This window comes from Allocatenococcus thiocycli (assembly GCF_921292965.1).
GTDB classification, from domain to species: domain Bacteria; phylum Pseudomonadota; class Gammaproteobacteria; order Enterobacterales; family Vibrionaceae; genus Vibrio; species Vibrio natriegens.
Window position 1 is genome coordinate 181,410 of the sequence record NZ_CAKLCK010000030.1, and the last position, 20,822, is coordinate 202,231.

Sequence of the window (20,822 nt, forward strand, 5' to 3'; positions counted from 1 at the left end):
GTTGAGTGAATGTTGATCTGTGACCAATTTAGGCTTATCTCACAAAGGAATAATTGAGTTTTATGTTCTCAGGGATGCTCTTCATTTTTGCCCCACTCGTTGTCGGGTATTTAATTCCTATTTCTCGCGCCGCTTTACTCGAGAAAATTAATCAATCCACCTCTTACCTTATCTACGTTATTCTGTCGTTGATGGGGCTGAGCCTTGCTGCACTTGATAATCTGGGTAGCAATTTACAAAGCATTCTGCTTTATGCGAGTACTTTCTTTATTTGCTTAAGTGCCTGTAACCTTCTTGCACTGCCTCTTGTCGACAAGATAATTCCTCTAAAGACCGATCAAAGCCACAGCAAGTTACCTCTTTCTTCAATGGCTCTGGAGTCTGCCAAACTGATCCTCGTCGTTGGTGGTGGTTTAGTGGCAGGTTTGATCCTTCCCATTGACTTATCTTGGGTAGACACCGCAAGCGAGTGGATACTGTTCCTCTTGCTGTTCTTTATTGGTATTCAACTGCGCAATAGCGGCCTTACCCTCAGACAGATTTTGTTAAACAAGCAAGGCATGGCCATTGCAGCCGTTATCATCGTTACTTGTATGCTTGGTGGCGTAATCGCTTCATTGGTCTTGGATCTTCCCTTATATAAAGCATTGGCAATGGCGTCTGGATTTGGCTGGTACTCATTGGCAGGTATTTTGATGGGCGATGCGTTTGGTCCGGTATTTGGCGGCGCCTCTTTCCTAATTGAGCTGATGCGTGAATTAGTGGCATTAGTTGCCATTCCACTATTTATCCGCCGTTACCCATGTACCGCGATTGGTTATGCTGGCGCAACAGCAATGGACTTTACTTTGCCAGTCATCCAAACAACGGGAGGCGTGCGTTGCGTACCTGTTGCCATTGTTAGTGGCTTTATTTTGAGCTTGCTCGTGCCTGTGATGATGCTTTTCTTTGTATCACTTGCTAGCTAGATCTCAGGTTTTGCCTTTAACATCCATTACAATACGGCAAAAATTTAAAAACCTAATTAACGTTGAAGTCGTCAATTAAGTAACGACACCTTACTTCGCTATTTGAATCAACAGCCCAAGACTCTCTTAGCTCCAACATGAATTAAGGGTCATTCGTCATAGAATGAGATTTAACGTTAATTAAGGAATAACTATTAGAATAGAAGGAAGAAGAATGAAACGCTTTGTCGTTGCAGCGCTCCTCGCTACAAGCTCAACTTTTACATTTGCCGCAGATCAACAATGTCTGTCTAATAAATACGATGGCTATGTCGATGCTTCACTGCAATGGTATCAAGACCTTGTTGACTTGACCGTCGCTCAATACCCTGATCTCGATGAAGTAAGCCAATGGTTCTTAGATGGCCGTAAGCATCACTTCGAACTCAACCGAGAAGCTGTCCATTATTTTCTTAAAAATGATCCTAGCCGTGTAGCAACTGAGCAGCCAATCGAGGCATGGCTCAAGCTTGAGCAACACGATGTCAAACAGCTGGCAAGTCGCAGTGACAAACTGGGTGAGGCTGCACAAAAAACATTTAGTGATCGCCAATCTACCAATCACGAGAAAAACTACGATCTTCGCTCTGCTTTTGCGGATCTACTAAGCCACCCTCAGAAAATTGACTCGGCTCTTAATAGATATAATCAGTCAATTGAGAAGCTAGAAAAACAACAATGTGAATAGCGCCGATAACCAAATAACCTGAGGTTTCGGTTTGCATGCATTGAGATAGCCTTCGTGACTCGTTTCTATATTGCTTACGAAGGCTCTCTTCTCGCATACAAGCGCGCAGAAACCGCCTACTCGACGTTGTTGGCCTATGACTTGGTTTTCATTCCGTCAACATGGCCTCACAGAATTAAAACGGGACTTTGAACCCGTTTTGGTTTAGATTGTGCCGCTCGCATCACCCAAATTACTACAAATGATTCTTTGCTATGGTTAAGGAACAAAAAACCGCTGACGTTAGTTTTGAGAGCTTATTAAAGATCTTCACTGTCCCTGAAGGTCCGGACTCGACGCTAACAAAAATTGAAGAAGGTCTCTCACGAAACTTGAATCAATTTCTTCGTGAACACATCGTGGCAGAAGAAAAGCCTTTACGTGAAATAGAGAAAGACTTTTCTTCTGCTCAGATTCCTGAGCAACCTGAGTTTGTGTCAGACCATACCGAGCACTTGTTAGACACGTTAGTGTCGCACTCGGTTCATACGTCAGCTCCAAGCTTTATCGGCCATATGACATCGGCATTGCCTTACTTTTTAATGCCGCTGTCTAAAATTATGATTGCCTTAAACCAAAACTTGGTGAAGATCGAAACGTCGAAAGCGTTTACGCCATTAGAGCGCCAAGTATTGGGCATGCTGCACCGATTAATCTACGCTCAGCCGAATACCTTTTACGACCAATGGATGCATAGCGCCAACCATTCTCTCGGTGCGTTCTGCTCTGGCGGCACGATTGCGAATATTACTGCCCTTTGGGTTGCCCGCAATAAAGCATTGAAAGCAGACGGCGAATTTAAAGGTGTAGAGAAAGAAGGCCTATTCAAAGCCATGAAACATTACGGCTATGAAGGCTTAGCTATTATGGTTTCTGAGCGTGGTCACTACTCACTTAAAAAAGCAGCCGATGTACTGGGTTTGGGTCAGGAAGGCCTAGTCGCAGTAAAGACGGATGCAAATAACCGCATTATTGTCGATGACCTTAAAGCGAAAATCAGCGATCTCAAGAAGCAAAATATCAAGCCGATTGCGGTGATTGGTGTGGCGGGTACGACTGAAACTGGTAATGTTGATCCACTCGCTTCGATTGCTGAAGTTTGTCAGGAACACGATTGTCATTTTCATGTGGATGCCGCATGGGGTGGCGCGACATTAATGTCTAATCATCACCGACACCTGCTAAATGGTGTTGAGCTTGCAGACTCAGTGACGATTGACGCGCATAAGCAGCTTTATATCCCTATGGGTGCGGGCATGGTTCTGTTTAAAGACCCAGATGCGATGAAATCTATCGAGCACCACGCTCAGTACATCTTGCGTAAAGGTTCTAAAGATTTAGGCAGTCATACCCTGGAAGGCTCTCGTTCTGGTATGGCCATGTTGGTGTATGCAGCAATGCATATTATTAGCCGACCTGGCTATGAACTGTTGATCGATCAAAGTATCGAGAAAGCACGCTACTTCGCGGATTTGATTAAGAAACAGGACGATTTTGAACTGGTTTCTGAGCCAGAGCTATGTTTGCTCACCTACCGTTATCTACCGCCTAACATCCGTGAAGCCCTAGAAAAAGCAGACGGTACACAGAAAGAAGAATTAAATGAGTTAATCAACGAGTTAACTCAGTTTATTCAAAAGCGTCAACGTGAAACTGGTAAGTCATTTGTTTCTCGTACCACGCTTAATCCTGAGCATTGGGAGCGCATGAGCACTATCGTCTTCCGGGTAGTCTTAGCAAACCCTCTTACCTCTACAGACATCTTTGATGCTGTTTTGGACGAGCAAAGGCTTATTGCTCAACAAGCACCAAACTTAAACGCCAAAATCCAAGAACTGGCTTCTAAGATTTTGGCATCTTGACGATAAGAACGGGTTACATCAGCTTGAAAATTTCTTTCTTTTTGATGTAACTCACTAATCATTATTGGCTAACCTGAGTAACAAACCTGCATTTTCACATTCATTTCTGTAGTTTTCAGAAAATTTTGTTTGAGGTTTGTCAAATTCTCACTAAATAGTAACCGTATTTGGTTTAGCCGAATTAAAGATCAGGTTTATACTGAATCTATGGCGCTGGTAGCTTTCGTTAACGCTCTTCACTGCCGGGAAACTTTTGGGTTTCTATTCGTTAACAGAGCCAGCGAGTTGTTCTCTATACCCTCGTGAACACTATGAATACATTAGAAAAAATTCAAAAAAATCTGGAGAATTTCAGTAAATCTGAGCGCAAAGTTGCAGAAGTAATTATGGCGTCTCCACAAACTGCTATTCACTCGAGCATTGCCACGTTAGCTAAAATGGCCGACGTAAGTGAACCCACTGTAAACCGCTTCTGTCGTCGCCTGGATACAAAAGGCTTTCCAGATTTTAAACTTCACCTGGCACAGAGCTTGGCTAACGGTACTCCTTACGTAAACCGAAACGTAGAAGAAGATGATGGTCCTGATGCGTATACGCACAAGATCTTCGAATCTACGATGGCTTGCTTAGACGTAGCGAAAAACAGCCTAGACGCAATGCAAATTAATCGTGCTGTCGATTTGCTGACTCAGGCGAAGCGTATTTCTTTCTTTGGCTTAGGCGCATCATCTGCCGTTGCCCGAGACGCGCAAAACAAGTTTATTCGCTTCAATATTCCTATCACTTGCTTTGAAGACATCGTCATGCAGCGCATGAGCTGTATCAATTGCAGTGATAACGACGTGATCGTACTGATTTCTCATACTGGTCGTACGAAAAGCCAGGTAGAAATTGCCAACCTTGCTCGTGAAAATGGCGCGACAGTTATTGCGATTACAGCAAAAGACTCTCCGTTAGAAAAAGCAAGCTCTTTGGCGATCACACTCGATATCCCTGAAGACACAGACGTATACATGCCAATGGCAAGCCGCGTTGTACAGATGACCGTGATCGATGTGTTGGCAACTGGCTTTACTCTTCGCCGAGGTACGGGTTTCCGTGAAAACCTCAAACGAGTGAAAGACGCACTGAAAGACAGTCGCTACGATAAATTAACCCAATACTAATTGTCGTGATAAAGGGAGCTAGTGAGCTCCCTTTTTTATTTCATACATCCAGATAAGCGCTCTACTCGTCCACGCTTGTGAGATCTGTTCTCGATGTTTCCAATACTTCGACTGAGCCAACTCTTGGCACGCTTTCAACGTCGATATTACCCCGACAATCACAGACTTGTTTAAGAATGTAGGTAAGACGTTCGTGATTCAACGGTAACGGGTTACCCTTTATCGCCACAGACTTAAGCGCATCACTCGCGACCTGCTCAAATGAAGTCTGACACACACCAAACTGTCCAAGAGAAGGTAACTCTAACTTATCCAGCACCATTTTCACCCAAAGCACGCCATCATGTTCATTCGCATTAGTACGACCTGTAACAAGCTGAGCCAGCTTTCTATAGCGATTAATCACATCTGTCCTACCCGCTTTTTTCGCAGCGTCGATGTTCTCCTGCATAACATGAGGCGCTAAACGCGCGGTTATCACACTATGAGGAGCATCAAGCTTGCCCCCCAGAGCGGCAGCCAGACCATGTGCCGCACCAAGTTTTGCATTCGTGATAGCCATTCCGCCTAGCAGAGCTGCAAATGATAAATCTGATCGCGCTTTATGGTCGTTGTGCTTGCACCCAGCAATGACTGAGCGACTTAACCGACGTAAGCCTTCTTCGCATACCATATCTGTTAAAGGATTGGGTTCTCCACACACATAGGCTTCCATCAAATGGGTAAACGCATCCATTGCACCACGCCCTGATGTATAGGGATCGGTATCGTAAGTTAAGGTTGGATCGACAATCGCAACGTCTGCGAGCATATCCGGACTTCTCAGGCTGACTTTGACTTTATCCTGTCCAGATTTTAATACCGCATTTCGGGTCACTTCAGACCCCGTACTTGCGGTAGTTGGAATGGCGATAAAATGGAGAGGTTTTGCTTTTAACGGTACATTTCTTCCCACAACTTCAACATAGTCATAAACATCACCATGATTTGGAATAATAGCGGCTAACGCCTTCCCCATATCTAGGACGCTGCCACCGCCAATCGCGATAACCATATCCGGCTTAAATTTACGGCCCAGAATCGCGGTCTCTTCCACCATGGTGATATTTGGCTCACCAGTAATCGCAACGTGCTGATAACGCATACCCTGCGCTTTAAGATAATTGAGAATTGGTATTGCTCTTTGCGTGTCCCGACCTGTGACTAACAATACGCTGTAGCCGAATTGGTTGATGATGGATAACGAAGACTGCAGTGCGCCTTCACCAAAAATAATCCTTGTTGCAGTCATGAACTGAAACATACATTTCCTCCCACAAACAATCACTCCCAATAGATTGCTACGATTTGCAGTAAAAAAAGTTGACCAATTCCACCTTGCCATCAATAACCTTATAAAACATATGCTTTTATGCGTTGGTTCACATAGTCATTATGAGAGGATTTTTTGTTCGATAGGTTTCACCTATAAAACCAACAGGCAATTGCTACTTTATTTCCGTAATTGGATCGGGCATAGTTAGCCAAGTGAAAGAGAGCCACTTAACCAACGCGTTTTTGTCTGCTTTCAAAAAAGAATAGATTTAGGAGAAATTAAAATTATGTTCGTTGTTATCTTCGGTCGCCCAGCATGTCCTTACTGTGTTCGTGCAAAAGAGCATGCAGAAACGCTAAAAGCAAAACGTGATGACTTTAACTACCGTTACGTTGACATTCATGCTGAAGGCATCTCTAAAGCAGACCTTGAGAAAACAGTAGGCAAACCAGTTGCAACTGTTCCTCAAATTTTCATCGACCAAGAGCACATTGGTGGTTGTGATGAGTTTGAAGCTTACGCGAAAGAGCACCTAGGTTTATTCGACGTAGCGTAATAAAAAAGTACAGTTTTTTAAAAGCCGCATCTCAGTGCGGCTTTTTTATTATTTTTCATATAGTTATTCCCCTAAGTCAACTAATGGAAAAACATAAAAAAATTCACTTATCTTTTTGCTATATTTAGTTACAATTCGCCACTCTAATCTTTCTTGGCACACACTTTACCGAGCCACACAGTGAACATAGACGTCGTATATCTTCTCGAACAAAACCCAATCCTCCTAATCTTCGTCGTATTAGCCATCGGCCTTGCCTTCGGAAAAATCCGATTTGGTAACTTACAACTAGGTAACTCCATCGGGGTTCTCATCACTTCGCTTATCATGGGCCATTTAGGCTTCTCTTTTAATGCAGAAGCGTTAACTATTGGCTTTATGCTGTTTATCTACTGCGTAGGTATTGAAGCAGGCCCTAACTTCTTTGGTATCTTTTTTAGAGACGGGAAGCACTACTTCATTCTGAGTATGACCGTACTGGTTTCAGCGGTATGTTTAACTTATGGATTAAGCCATTATTTTGGACTCGATTTTGGCCTTTCAGCAGGTATGATGGCGGGCGCATTAACGGCAACCCCTGTACTTGTAGGTGCACAAGACGCGCTTAACTCAGGGTTGGCGACGATACCACGCAATATGGACTTTGCTCTGGTATTAGAAAACTTATCTGTCGGCTACGCAATGGCTTATCTGATCGGCTTAATAAGCATGATCATGTTCGCCAAATTGCTACCAAGACTTCAGAAACAAAACCTGTCTGATTCAGCGCAACAAATTGCTCAAGAGCGTGGGCTTGGTAACTCAGGGCAGAGAAAAGTCTATCTTCCGATCATTCGAGCGTATCGAGTTGGACCTGAATTGATCGACTGGACAGATGGTAAAAACCTGCGTGAACTGGGTATTTACCGACAAACAGGTTGTTACATTGAGCGAATTCGCCGCAATGGCATTCTCGCCCACCCTGATGGTGACGCTATCCTCCAAGAAGGCGATGAGATTGCACTTGTTGGCTTCCCGGATAGCCACGCTAGATTGGATTCAAGTTTCCGTAACGGCAAAGAGGTTTTTGACCGTAACTTGCTCGATTTGCGCATTGTGGAAGAAGAAATCGTCGTAAAAAGTGACGCGATTGCCGGTAAACGCTTGTCTGATCTTAACTTGTCAGAGTTTGGTTGTTTCTTAAACCGAGTAGTACGCGCACAGATTGAAATGCCAATGGATTTGGACATAGTGCTCGCCAAAGGTGACGTGCTTCAGGTCAGTGGCGAAAAAAGCCGAGTACACGGCCTTGCAGAAAAAATTGGTTTCATCTCGATCCACAGCCAAATGGCAGACTTATTGGCATTTTGCAGCTTCTTCATCCTAGGCATTATGTTTGGTCTGATCACGATGACATTTGGCCAGGTGTCGTTCAGTTTAGGTAACGCAGTAGGCTTGTTACTTTCGGGGATTACCTTGGGCTTCTTACGTGCCAACCACCCTACTTTTGGCTACGTCCCACAAGGGGCACTGAACATGGTTAAGGACCTTGGTTTGATGTTCTTTATGGTCGGCATCGGACTCAGCGCTGGTGGGAAAATGTTTGAGCACCTGACACAAGTCGGCCCGAAAGTCATTGGCATCGCCTTTATTGTCAGCGTGGTTCCTGTGGCACTCGCTTATCTTGTCGGGGCCTATGTGCTTAAAATGAACCGAGCATTACTTTTTGGTGCCATTATTGGTGCCCGTACGTGTGCGCCAGCCATGGACGTGGTAAATGACTACGCGAAGTCGACTATTCCTGCATTGGGCTACGCTGGTACTTACGCAATAGCGAATATTTTAATGACGCTCGCGGGTACAATTCTCATCATATTGAGTTGATTTATCAACGTTCAAACATAAAAAAGGCGCTCAATGAGCGCCTTTTTACTATATCAAAACCATTTGCTATATCAGGAATAGGTTCGACCTAAACAATAGCCTTTAGATTTGAATGAAATCTGCTTCTACTGCTGGGTTCACGTCTGCTTCGTAATCCACACCGTCAACACCAAAACCGAATAGCTTCAAGAACTCTTCTTTGTACTCAACGTAGTCAGTCAGCTCTTTTAGGTTTTCAGTCGTAATTTGTGGCCATAGATCACGACAGTGTTGCTGGATGTCTTCACGAAGTTCCCAGTCGTCCAGACGAAGACGGTTCATGTCGTCCACTTCTGCCGCAGAGCCATCTTCTTTGTATAGACGCTGGCTGAACATACGGTAGATTTGTTCCATACAGCCTTCGTGTACGCCTTCTTCACGCATCTTCTTGAACACCATTGCAATGTACAACGGCATCACAGGAATTGCAGAACTTGCCTGAGTTACAACAGATTTAAGAACCGCAACGTTCGCGCTGCCACCAGTTTGTGCTAGCTTCTCGTTAAGTGCTGTTGCTGCGCGATCCAGGTCCATTTTCGCTTTACCTAGTGCGCCATCCCAGTAGATTGGCCAAGTTAGCTCAGTACCGATGTAGCTGTATGCTACTGTCTTACAACCTTCTGCAAGTACACCAGCTTCAGAAAGTGCGTTGATCCAAAGTTCCCAGTCTTCACCGCCCATTACGGTTACTGTGTCTTTGATCTCTTCTTCTGTTGCAGGCTCAACGCTCGCTTCGATGATAACGTCTTTGTTGGTATCAACCGCTGTCGAAGTGTAAGTTTCACCGATAGGCTTTAGAGATGAACGAATCAGTTCACCTGTTTCTGGCAATTTACGTACTGGAGACGCCAGTGAGTAAACCACCATATCAATCTGACCAAGGTCTTGCTTGATCAGCTCGATTGTTTTCTCTTTTGCTTCGTTTGAGAAAGCATCGCCGTTCAGGCTTTTCGCGTATAGGCCTTCTTCACGCGCCAATTTTTCGAAAGCGGCAGCGTTGTAGAAACCTGCAGTGCCTGGCTTCTTCTCTGTGCCTTCTTTTTCAAAGAACACACCGATAGTTGATGCACCGCCACCAAATGCCGCAGCGATACGAGAAGATAGACCGTAGCCACTTGATGCACCCACAACAAGAACGCGTTTTGGAGCGTTTTTAATTGGGCTTTGCGCTTTAGTGTAAGCAATTTGTTCTTTTACATTAGCTTCACAACCAACAGGGTGCGTAGTAGTACAGATAAATCCACGAATTCTAGGTTTGATGATCATATTCAACTTCCTTTAAAAAACCTTGTAAGGATAAAAGTTTCGCTTCGAGTTCGCATCTAATTTCTGTAAAAATGCTTCGAAAATGCAAGTGGTTGGAGCACTAGACTGCTAATTTTTAAACGAGCGAAACAAAAAAGCACCTCCGAGAGGTGCTTTTATCGATATCTTTATTCGCTTGTTAAGCGGCTGAGTTCAGATGTGACTTTTTTGGCGCATCGGTACGAAGTTCCGAAAAGTCATGGCTGAAATGGTCTACTTGAATCGCCTTGTAGCGTAATTTGTCTGCCGCTTTAATCTTATCAACTTCTTCCTGAGTTAAAACGTCAGCGTCGAGAGCTTGCTGTAAACGATCATTCAGCAGACCTTTACGAGCAACCTTACCATCTTTAACGCCCTTGATAAGCTTACGCTCTAAAGGTTTGATATCGTACATCGCAAGGAAAGCTTTCTCCATCAAACCAATATTGTCATCTTTTGCTTTACCTACGTAGCATAGATGCGTCAAGCGATCACGCTGTGCACCAGGTGTCATCATTGCCTCTGCAATACGCATGCTCAGCTCATCGCTAGGCTTGTTGAAGTGGTTGCCCAGTGGGAATAGCAGCCCCTTAAGTACACCACCAACATATTTCACTGGGAAGTTAGTATAAGCTTCGTTTAGTGACTTAGCCGCATTGTACAAACAGTGCTGAACTGCGTAGTGAACGAAGTCTAGATCGCCTTGCTGACGGCCTTCATCTTCGTATTTCTTAAGTGCTGCTGATGCCATGTACAAGAAGCTTAAGCCATCACCTAAACGTGCAGAGATCATCTCTTTACGCTTCAGATCGCCACCTAGTGTCAACATAGCGAAGTCTGCACTTACAGCAAGATCTCGGCTTAGACGCGTGATGTCTTTGTAGTACTTCTTAGTTGGACCGCTCATTTCCGCTTTGATAAAGCGAGAACCTGTTAGTGCGGCACCCAATGCGCCAAATGTGTTGCCTGTCGCATGCTTAATGTGTTTGAACAGCAGATCATCAAACTCTTTCGCACCTTGCTCTGCATCTGGGTTTGCTGCTGCTTCCATCTCTTTTAGTACGTATGGATGACAACGAGTCGCACCTTGGCCAAAGATCATCAGGTTACGTGTCAGAATGTTTGCACCTTCTACGGTAATCGCAACTGGAATACCCACGTAATGCTTCGCCAGGTAGTTCATCGGGCCATCTTGGATTGCGCGACCAGCGTGAATATCGAACGAGTCATTAAGAAGCGTACGTGCTATCTCGGTCATATGATATTTAGCAATAGCAGTGACGATACCCGGCTTTTCTTTCATGTCTAGCGAAGTAGTTGTCAGTGTGCGTGTCGCTTCAAGAAGGTAAGTTAGACCGCCGATGCGACCCATTGCTTCTGCCACACCCTCAAATTTACCGATAGACATACCAAACTGTTTACGAACGTATGCATAAGCACCCGTTGTTCTGGTTGTTAGGTGTCCGATAGCGGCACCAAGCGCTGGCAGTGAAATACCGCGACCAGCCGACAAACATTCAACCAGCATACGCCAGCCTTTACCTGCGTAATCCGCGCCACCAATTAACCAATCCATTGGAATAAAGACATCTTCACCACGGGTTGGACCATTCATGAATGCAGAACCAAGTGGATCGTGACGCTCACCGATCTCAACACCTTCGTGATCGGCAGGAATCAGAGCACATGTGATACCCACATCTTTCTTGTCACCAAGCAGGCCGTCAGGATCCTGAAGTTTAAATGCGAGACCTAAAACCGTCGCTACTGGCGCTAGTGTAATGTAGCGCTTGTTCCAGCTCAGGCGAATACCCAGCACTTCTTCACCGTTATGCTTACCGTAACAAACAACGCCTTGATCTGGGATACCGCCCGCATCAGAACCTGCTTCTGGGCCTGTTAGCGCGAAACATGGAATATCAGTACCGTCAGCAAGACGAGGCAACCAGTAATCTTTTTGCTCTTGTGTACCATAGTGAGAAAGAAGCTCACCTGGACCCAATGAGTTTGGAACCATTACCGATACAGCCGCACTGATGCTTCGAGTCGCAATGCTCGAAACAATCGTAGAGTTAGCATGTGAAGAAAACTCGCGACCGCCATATTCTTTAGAGATAATCAGAGAGAAGAAACGCTCTTTACGTAAGAATTCCCACACTTCTGGAGATAAGTCTCGGTCTTCTTTTACGATCTTTTGATCGTCAAGCATGTCGAGTAGGGTTACGAGCTCATTGTCCATAAAGGACTGCTCTTCTGCTGTTAACTTCGGAGTTGGGTATTGGTGCAGCGTTTTAAAGTTTGGTTTGCCGGAAAATAGCTCTGCATCCCACCAAACACTACCTGCTTCCATTGCTTCTTTTTCAGTGCTGGACAACGGAGGTAGTACTTTTTTAAACATTTTAAATGCTGGGTCACTAATCCATTTTCTTCGTAGAGAGCTCATTGTTCAGATCCTTTTGTTCACGTCACCTTACGGCATAATTTATTATTGGTTTAACTAACAGCTTACTTGTTCGAGTCATTTACTTCGCTGACATTCCTGCTGACAAGTAAGGAATTAACAAATCGACTACAGACTTAATATCGACTTCTTGATCGAATTTACTTTCTGAAAGCTCTAGTAGCGCTTGACTAGATGCCATCGTGAAAACGCACGTTCCGAGCGTGAAATGTAATCGCCAGAACAGTAGCTCTTCCGTTAGCTCTGGGTTCGCTTTCATGATAGAGGTAGTAAATAACTTCAATACTTCGTCGTAACGAGTGGTGATGAACCAACGTAAATGTCCCTGCACATCCGTATAACCGCGGCCCAGCAATAGCATAAACAACGCTGTACCATTTGGTCTTACTTCATTAAGTGTAGCTAGAGGCAATCTCAGCGATTCAAACACTTCTTCCATCGTGTAATTATCGCGCGTGTTCAGTTCGACTAGAGAGGTCTTGATACTCGGCATCAGTGCTTCTAGGTATCGGTCTAAAACCGCCCTAACCAGCGTCTTTTTATCACCAAAATGGTAATTGACTGATGCAAGGTTTACATTCGCTCTGCCAGTAATGGTTCTCAGTGATGTATCATTGAACCCATACTCTGCAAACAACCCTTCTGCGACATTGAGTATTTTTTCTTTTGTTGAAGTTCTTGGGGCCATTTTAATCACTCGTATTAAACAACTGTTTAAAATATACCGCGAACAGCGAGATTAACAAACGATTAACATCACATTTTCAAAACTTATTCTTTCAATAAAAATGTTCAACGTTTAACCAAGATAAATTTTAAACAGAGTAATTTTAGTGCGGTTAAAATCCGCATGGATGAACTCAAGCAGCTCCTTGGATTACTGGCGATAAACTTATGGTGATATTACCCGCAGATACAATGACTTAAATTGACACATCAAAAAACGACATGTTTTAGGAAAATATTTTCCAAAAAAATGGAACTGTTTGGGGAAAGCTCGGTCTGAATATATGTAACAACTAGGGCATTTTAAGTTTCACTGGCCGTCAAACTTTTCCATCTGATTGTTACGTTGCTGCTTTTTTCTTATTAACTCCTATGTTTGTATCCGCCCAGTCAAATTTTCGACTGGGCTTTTTTTCGTCTGGAACATTTCTCTTAGCTCTACCTACAAGATGACAGGCATAAAAAAGCCTCCCTTTTGGGAGGCTTTTCATTGGATTAAGTTTTTACGCTTGTGCCTTTTTTGGTAAAGACAGGTGAAGTAACACGTAACCGATTATCGCTGCAGTTGTTGACCCCATCAAAATACCTAGTCGTGCGTAAGTATCGAACTCCGGACTCACATTGCCGAATGCAAGTGACGAGATAAAGATAGACATCGTAAAACCAATACCACAAAGCACAGACACCGCGAAAATATGTTTGAAGCCGATACCTTCTGGCAGCTTCGCCACACCTAGCTTCACTGCCGCCCAGCTGAAGGTGAAAATACCCAGAGGCTTACCAACCAACAAACCAAGCGCGATACCTAATGGCAACATTGAAGTTAAGCCAGATAAAGATACGCCTTCTAACGAAATACCAGCGTTTGCAAACGCAAACAGCGGAAGAATACCAAACGCCACGTATGGGTGAAGAGCATGCTCCATGTGTTTCAGCGGTGAATGCTCGCCCGGCTTACCTTGAAGTGGGATAGCAAAACCGATCACCACACCAGCAAGCGTCGCGTGAACACCCGATTTAAGAACGGCAAACCAAAGGATGGCACCCACAATCATATATGGTGTTAGTTTGGTCACCTTCTTAGCGTTCAACACGAACAGTAAACCAGTCATGGCAAAACCAACTAGCAAAGCCATTGTCGATAGATCGCCCGTATAGAACAGCGCGATGATAACCACAACACCTAAGTCATCAATGATAGCCAGAGCCAGCAGGAATACTTTCAGGCTTACCGGGACACGTTTACCCAGAAGCGCCATAATACCCAATGCAAATGCGATATCTGTTGCCGCTGGGATTGCCCAGCCAGAAACCGCTTCAGCGTCACTCGCATTAAATGCGACATAAATAAGAGCGGGTGCCAACATACCACCTACCGCTGCAATCGCAGGGAAGATCGCTGTTTCTTTTGATTTCAGTGCACCTTCAAGTAACTCTCGTTTAACCTCAAGACCAATTAATAGGAAAAACACCGCCATTAGGCCGTCATTGATCCAGTGAGATACGGACATACCTAAAACATAAGTATGCAGAAAAGATTGATAAGTTTCGCCCAGAGGTGTGTTTGCAATGGTCATCGCGATCGCCGCTGCAATCACGAGAAGAATGCCTCCTGCGGATTCCATTTTGAAAAAGTCACGAATAGCATCGTTCATACATTAACCCTTATATTTATTATCTTCATAAACGATCGACAAAGAATGATCTGAGTTTATAGCTGTAAGAAACTTTAGAATAATCGCTTGTTCAGAGTATAAACTTCGTTATTTCCGATGTTTGATTTGCAACATATCGTATTTTCCAACAATAACTTTGTAGACGTTACGACCAATTGCATATCGCTTCTTTGCTATTTATTAATCAGTATTACTCATAATTCAGCATAACATGATTAAAATACTTATGATAAACACTGAGAATAATCCTATCTCTATCAAGCTACAGGAACAAAAAAGCCACCTCAAGGGTGGCTATTTAAATAAAAACCGAAGGGTAGTTAGCAAACAACTAGTAGCCAGTTAATTGCATAAATCCCCAAGCCTCGTTAGAGCCCGATGCTAACGTAGGACCTTCCCAATATGGGATAACAAAAGGGAGCCACATATTGGTGTTAACGACACGTGTCGTCAAGTCAATATCGTATTCTGGCACATTGATAACCCATTGTAATGGCAGCCGTTTTCCGTTAGACAAGCTGGTCACTTTTATCGGTTGAAGCGTGATATCTTTCTCTGACAGATTGATCACTTTACCTGAACGTGTTGATAAGGTGCCGAATATATGAGGCATTTGACCGTGATGACGATACCTGCTGACCGTCAGCGCTCTGCCATCATCTAAGTTGAATGTGAACCAGTCCCAACCTTGTTGCCCTTCTCCTATCAGACCACTGCCCCACTCTTTTTGAGTCCAGGCCGTGCCTGATACCGGGATCCGTTGACCATCAATATTCAAACTGCCTTTCACATTAAGAAAAGGAGCACTAAAGCTAAACGAGGCAACCGACTGCAAAGCATGCTTGACCTGAAAGCCTCTGTCGCCATTGACGACAAATGGGCCGTTCGTCTGTGTGTTAAGGTCAACGCTGAATTCATCCGTCGCAACAATAAGTTTGCCAGGGAAAGGCGTTGTGCCAAGAGAGCGCCAGTTCCAATTGTCAATCCATAGACTAAAGGGATGATTCTGCATCCCAGCCTGACCTATGCCACCTCGCGCAACACGTTGCTCTTTCCACACCTGAGAACCATGGCTAATGACGATGTGTGAGATATATAGCTGAGGATTTTGCCAGCCTCTGGTTTCACGTTCATCTGTCGCTACTCTAAAGTAACTCCACTGAACGTTATAAACCCCGCCGTTCTTATCTTGCAGCTTAGCGAAGTAATTCCACCATTCGTGCTTGTATTTGGGATGAAACTTAAAATCGGCTGGCAGTGAAACATGTTCATCAGGCAAAACTGGCTCAAAGATAGTGTTATTCTCTCTGGTCAGTATCGAGTTAATATCACTCTCTTGAGTAACCGTGTCTTCCGACCAAAACGGCAAGTATAGAGAGCCTAGCAGTACAACCACTGCCGCAATAGACAATACTGCTGCTAAGAAGCGCTTTTTGGAGTTCTTTTTTACCACTACAACGCATCCCTCAATGACTTCATTGGTGTACTTTTGATCATTCTAATAACAGGCAAGGCACCTGCCGCCATGATAGCCAGCATTGCCCAAGCGATCGTCTTGGCGTATTCCCATGGGATCGTCTGTAACTCCAGTGACCAGCCAAAAGATTGTCTGATAATAATGTCCACAATCACATGAGCCAGCGCTAAGCCCAGAGGCACGGCGATCAGCGCCGATATCGCCCCAAACGCGAACAGCTGTAAGCCACCGAGTAAAACAAGCTCTTTACCGGACACACCCATGCACCTGAGGAGTGAGAAGTGACGCTGCCGAGAGAGTTCACCTGCCAGGGTCGCAAAGAACAAGCCGAAAACAGCGATGATAAGCGTGATGTTGCCCAGCGTACCCGCGATAGCAAACGTATGATCAAAAACACGCATTGCTTGGTTATAAATATTACTATCATCAAAAATGCGGTCCTGAGATAAGCGGAACACATTTTCTAATCGGTTTTTCAGTCCTTCACCATTGACGTTATCTTCAAGAACGACGCCAAGTCCCACGTTCCCCGTACCTGCAAAAGCATACAGCCAACTTCGGTGAGACATCATTACTTGGTTATAGGGGTTACCATAGTCATAATAAACACCCGCAACTTGCCACCCGTCACCAAGCGGAGCATGTAGATCAATCACATCACCAGGTCGAATGTCGAGCTTTAACGCCATCGACTCACTAACCATGATACTTTTGCCATGGTGTAACTGATACCAGTAACTAGGCACACCCAGCTTAACCGTTAGAGAATCGAGTTCCCCTTCAGAAGCACCAGTGCTCACAACCTGCAGAACGCCTTTATCCGTTGGTAAATCTTTTTCCCAACGCCACCACACAGACTTCACTTCAGGCTGCTGCTGTAACCAACCACTCATGCGAGCCGCATTATTGTTATTTGGGTAAATATAAATGTCCGCTGCCAAGCGTTGGTTAAGCCATTTGTCGGTGGTGTCTCTAAAACTACCGACCATGGTTTCAACGCCAATGTTTGCAGCAAGTGCAAGCATGAATGCCATGCTCGCGACTCCGCGGTAACTCATGCTAGCCGCAGCATCTGCGAAGAACCACCGGACGCGCACCCAGCGCAGTGAGTACGAAAAACTCTGAAATAGATGCCACATGATAAATGGCATTACGAGGGCAACACTTAACATCATCAGCGCGACAATAGTGAAGCCAATCTCCTGTGTTTTTGGTGCTTGATACACGGCGACCGCAGCAACACAAAAAGCACATGCAGCCAACGCTTGCCAAGAGAACTCTCGACCAGCAAAACGCATCAAAGAAAGACGAGACGATAAGCGAATAGGTTGTGATTTAAGTAGACGTATTAACGGCCATAAACACGAAATTAGCGCACCCATCGCTGACATGATTAAGCTGTATATGCTTGACTTCCATGACCAACCGATAGACAAACCGACGTTAGCGTCATACAAATCACTTAAACTTGTCGACACCGTTGGGATAAGCTCATTTGCGAGTATTACCCCCAAAAAGTTGCCACATGCCCAAGCGACCGTCACAAGAATAGACAGTTCAAGTAATAAAGCTTGCGCAAGTTGAGTTCCGCTTACACCCGCTTGGCGTAATATCCCTACTAAGCGTTGTCGCTGAATCAGAGACAGAGACATGGCTTGATAAAAGATAAACAGTCCGACTAAAAACGACAGCATTCCCATTGCCGTTAAGTTCATATGAAACGCTTTAGTCAAAGACTCTAATTCGTTGCGCGTGTTATGAGTCAGCGTCATGCCATTGGGTAGCATTTTTTTCAGTGCCGACAGCTTTTCTTCTGACATTTCACCACACAAAATCGAAGACAAGCCCGAGCTGCGTTTCAACATGCGTAGTAAAGAAATATCAGTAATCAGCCTAGTACCGGAAAGCAAACTATTCTGGTCGACTTGAAGCGGGCCCAGACGGCTGCCATCGTTCATCTCAATAAAGTCACCATCTTGCCATTCCATGTAAGAAGCCAAGTCTTGACTGATCAGAATTGGATAAGGAGGCTTCATTATGGACAGAATCGGCATTTCCCCTAATGATTTTCCTTGCTGAAGAGGAATCATCGCGACAGGATCAATACCGACCAACATCAGATTCATGTCTGACTTAGCGTCTAAATGGATCACATCAAACGGGGCACATTGATTGAAGCCAGCGCGGCGCAGCTGGATATAAAAACCCTGAGGAACTTTATTAGCGGAGTGCTTGGTACTAATTCGGTAAGGCAACGGATTAGAGAAAAGTCTCTCTCCCGTTGTATAGCTCTGTTTTGCATGCTGGTTAATCGAGGTAACGCCAACCAGAAGAGATACGCCTAAAGTTAAACCTAACCAGACGAGAATAATTTGCAGTGGGTAACGACGGTAATGACCGAGTAGTGCCTTAACTACGGGCCATAACATGCAGTTGTCCCCCTTGCAGTCGGATTTTACCTTCCATATGGTCAGCGACCTTCTCACTGTGAGTCACCAACAACAATGTACAATTCAGTTGGCGCGCAAGCGTGGTTAATAAACGCATCACCGCTTCGGCATTTCGTTCATCCAAACTTCCGGTTGGCTCATCGGCCAAGAGAATTTGCGGTTCCATGTAAAGAGCTCGTGCAATCGCAGCGCGTTGTTGCTGGCCACCAGAGACTTCTTCAGGATAACGGCCAAGAAGCGGCATCAAGTCGAGTGCGGAGAGAATCTGACGCCACAAACCTTGATCTTCCGGCAAGCCTTTTAGTTGGCGGCAAAAACGAATGTTATCCGCAATGTTTAGCGTAGGAAGGAGGTTAAATTGCTGGAAAATATTGCCGATGTTATTTCTGCGATAGAGTGTTCTCAAATGCTCCGGAGCATCATGCATCGAAAAACCGACAAACTGAATTTCTCCGGAATCCACCGTGTCCAGACCAGCAATCAAATTAAGTAAGGTACTTTTGCCTGAACCACTCTCACCCATAAGAGCGACTTGCTCACCGCGTTGTAATGTTAATTCTGCCCCTTGTAAAACTGGGTGAAACTCTCCCCCATCTACATAGCCTTTACATAGGTCTGACAGTCTTAACATTAATATAGCCGCTCAACAGGTATTTAAAATTGGGATAAGAATCTACACTAAAATCGGACCAGTAGGAAGTATTTTGAATACTAGATCACATTATCAAACCGCAAATGCAACTCGATTCACTTTCTCAAACTATTTTTGTTGAAATTAAAAGCAAATTCCTACCAGTAATAATCGATTTTCTCCATTTGTATGATTAGCTACCGATTAGGTTTTTCATCCACTTTTTACTTCTCACACGAGGTAAGGAAATCGCCCACTTAACCACTTCCTCGGTCAAAAAGAGTAGGTACACCCATTGCGGTTCCCAACCAAGGTAAATAGCAGCGAAGGCAGCAAGAGGGATACCAATAACCCACTGTGCTATTAAGTCCTGATAGAGGCAGAATTTAACATCGCCGCCCGCCCGAAGAACACCGACAATGACCATCATTGGAATGGAACGTAGTATCACACCAATCGCCAGAATCAGCATAAATTGCTCTGATAACTGACGCGTTTCTGGCGTCAAAGCGCTGAACGCATTCAGTATCCACTGGTTTGAAACCAACAGTAATAAGGCAACCACCACGGCAATAATCAGATTCAAAATCAGTGTTGCCCAAGCTTGGTAGTAAACAGGTTCAAAATTCTTTGCGCCTAACTGATTGCCCACCAAAACGGCAGCTGCGTTCGACAAACCGATCATCATTGCCAACGCTATGGATTCAACGGGGGTCATGACTGAGAGAGCCGCCAAGCCCTGGACGCCCGCTTGTCCCATAATCGCATGATAAACAAATAGTCCACCAGCCCATGCCAGAAAGTTAAATGTCGTTGGTAATGACAAACTAAGAAAGCGCGTAATTTTTTCAAATACTAATCCCGCTCGGATGTCATTCCATCCAAACGCAAGAATATGTTTCTTAGCCCATAAATACCCGAATAGACAGCCCACTTCGATGGCACCGCTGATAACAGTCGCGATTGCAGCCCCGGTAATACCAAGTGCAGGAAAACCCAAGTGACCGAAAATCAACACCCAGTTCAGGAACACGTTCGAGACGATACCAATACCACTAAAGAATGTGCTTAAGCCCGGTTGATGCATCGCTCGCAAACCAACGGCCATACTGGCAACACAGGCAACAGCAAACATACTGGCTGAAGACGCCACCAAATAGTTTGCCCCCAGATCAATAACCTGCTGTGAGTCAGTGGTTAAGCTCATGATTGGATCAGGAAAGACCACAAACAGGAAAACGGCCATTGCAGCAAACACCATTGATATCACCCAGGTAAGAGATGTACTCTCCCTTACGCCCGCTTTGTCCCCAGCCCCCCAATATTGAGCGGTTAACAAAGCTCCACCAGTCGTGACACCCACCAACATAATTGTCGTGACAAACGTAGCTCGGGCGGCCACCCCAACGGCGGCAATTTCAGCCTCACCAAGCTGGCCGAGCATTAATACATCGACCAGGCTGCGGCTGGAAAACATAATGCTTTGAAGAGTGATTGGAAGCGCTATCGCGAACAAACGACGTAAAAATGCCTTATCGGCGTGAATTAAAAGCTGAGAAAAAAAAGACACGAGCACTCCAAC

Annotated in this window: 15 protein-coding genes; 6 read left to right on the plus strand and 9 right to left on the minus strand. The window is 44.8% G+C overall.

The window, feature by feature from the left end:
- The first annotated feature begins 62 nt into the window (after nucleotides 1-62).
- The 4 genes from L9Q40_RS12600 to L9Q40_RS12615 all read left to right on the plus strand — a co-directional run bounded on the left by L9Q40_RS12600 (nucleotide 63) and on the right by L9Q40_RS12615 (nucleotide 4,762).
- Nucleotides 63-968, plus strand: coding sequence for a LysO family transporter (locus L9Q40_RS12600; RefSeq protein WP_498793473.1), 906 nt, complete (start codon nucleotides 63-65; stop codon nucleotides 966-968).
- A gap of 214 nt (nucleotides 969-1,182) precedes the next feature.
- Nucleotides 1,183-1,695, plus strand: a complete 513-nt coding sequence (locus L9Q40_RS12605; RefSeq protein WP_014231571.1) for a hypothetical protein — start codon at nucleotides 1,183-1,185, stop codon at nucleotides 1,693-1,695.
- 254 nt (nucleotides 1,696-1,949) lie between these two features.
- The gene (panP, locus tag L9Q40_RS12610; protein ID WP_268669617.1) at nucleotides 1,950-3,596 is read left to right on the plus strand and encodes a pyridoxal-dependent aspartate 1-decarboxylase PanP; all 1,647 of its coding nucleotides are present in this window, start codon (nucleotides 1,950-1,952) and stop codon (nucleotides 3,594-3,596) included.
- 311 nt (nucleotides 3,597-3,907) lie between these two features.
- On the plus strand, nucleotides 3,908-4,762 hold the full coding sequence (locus L9Q40_RS12615) for a MurR/RpiR family transcriptional regulator (protein WP_014231569.1): 855 nt from the start codon (nucleotides 3,908-3,910) through the stop codon (nucleotides 4,760-4,762).
- Between the two features lie 61 nt (nucleotides 4,763-4,823).
- On the opposite strand, the gene L9Q40_RS12620 is transcribed toward L9Q40_RS12615, so the two are convergent.
- Entirely contained in the window at nucleotides 4,824-6,065 is a 1,242-nt protein-coding gene (locus L9Q40_RS12620) for an iron-containing alcohol dehydrogenase (RefSeq protein ID WP_420658670.1), read from the minus strand.
- Between the two features lie 298 nt (nucleotides 6,066-6,363).
- Here L9Q40_RS12620 and L9Q40_RS12625 point away from each other — a divergent pair, with 298 nt between their 5' ends.
- Nucleotides 6,364-6,633, plus strand: coding sequence for a GrxA family glutaredoxin (locus L9Q40_RS12625; RefSeq protein ID WP_014231567.1), 270 nt, complete (start codon nucleotides 6,364-6,366; stop codon nucleotides 6,631-6,633).
- Between the two features lie 180 nt (nucleotides 6,634-6,813).
- Nucleotides 6,814-8,496: an aspartate:alanine antiporter gene (locus L9Q40_RS12630; protein WP_014231566.1), complete on the plus strand. Its 1,683-nt coding sequence runs from the start codon at nucleotides 6,814-6,816 to the stop codon at nucleotides 8,494-8,496.
- A 102-nt stretch (nucleotides 8,497-8,598) separates the two neighbouring features.
- Here the strand turns inward: L9Q40_RS12630 and fabV are convergent, their stop codons facing one another.
- The 8 genes from fabV to L9Q40_RS12670 form a co-directional block, all read right to left on the minus strand.
- Nucleotides 8,599-9,801, minus strand: coding sequence for an enoyl-ACP reductase FabV (gene fabV / locus L9Q40_RS12635; protein WP_498793478.1), 1,203 nt, complete (start codon nucleotides 9,799-9,801; stop codon nucleotides 8,599-8,601).
- Between the two features lie 178 nt (nucleotides 9,802-9,979).
- Nucleotides 9,980-12,262 carry an acyl-CoA dehydrogenase gene (locus L9Q40_RS12640; protein WP_498793480.1) on the minus strand — a complete coding sequence of 761 codons (2,283 nt, stop codon included), beginning with the start codon at nucleotides 12,260-12,262 and terminating at the stop codon, nucleotides 9,980-9,982.
- Nucleotides 12,263-12,341: 79 nt separating this feature from the next.
- The gene (gene psrA / locus L9Q40_RS12645; RefSeq protein WP_014231563.1) at nucleotides 12,342-12,968 is read right to left on the minus strand and encodes a TetR family transcriptional repressor PsrA; all 627 of its coding nucleotides are present in this window, start codon (nucleotides 12,966-12,968) and stop codon (nucleotides 12,342-12,344) included.
- 541 nt (nucleotides 12,969-13,509) lie between these two features.
- Nucleotides 13,510-14,661 carry a Na+/H+ antiporter NhaA gene (nhaA, locus tag L9Q40_RS12650; RefSeq protein ID WP_020333000.1) on the minus strand — a complete coding sequence of 384 codons (1,152 nt, stop codon included), beginning with the start codon at nucleotides 14,659-14,661 and terminating at the stop codon, nucleotides 13,510-13,512.
- A 352-nt stretch (nucleotides 14,662-15,013) separates the two neighbouring features.
- A complete protein-coding gene (locus L9Q40_RS12655) occupies nucleotides 15,014-16,135 on the minus strand; it encodes a lipocalin-like domain-containing protein (RefSeq protein ID WP_498793483.1) in 1,122 nt (373 codons plus the stop codon).
- Nucleotides 16,135-18,588, minus strand: a complete 2,454-nt coding sequence (locus L9Q40_RS12660; RefSeq protein WP_020332998.1) for an ABC transporter permease — start codon at nucleotides 18,586-18,588, stop codon at nucleotides 16,135-16,137. Before L9Q40_RS12660 ends, L9Q40_RS12655 begins: the two co-directional genes overlap by 1 nt.
- Entirely contained in the window at nucleotides 18,569-19,240 is a 672-nt protein-coding gene (locus L9Q40_RS12665) for an ABC transporter ATP-binding protein (RefSeq protein WP_014231559.1), read from the minus strand. The genes L9Q40_RS12660 and L9Q40_RS12665 overlap by 20 nt, the downstream gene beginning before the upstream one ends.
- Nucleotides 19,241-19,433: 193 nt before the next feature.
- Nucleotides 19,434-20,810: an MATE family efflux transporter gene (locus tag L9Q40_RS12670; RefSeq protein ID WP_422832306.1), complete on the minus strand. Its 1,377-nt coding sequence runs from the start codon at nucleotides 20,808-20,810 to the stop codon at nucleotides 19,434-19,436.
- Nucleotides 20,811-20,822 lie beyond the last annotated feature (12 nt).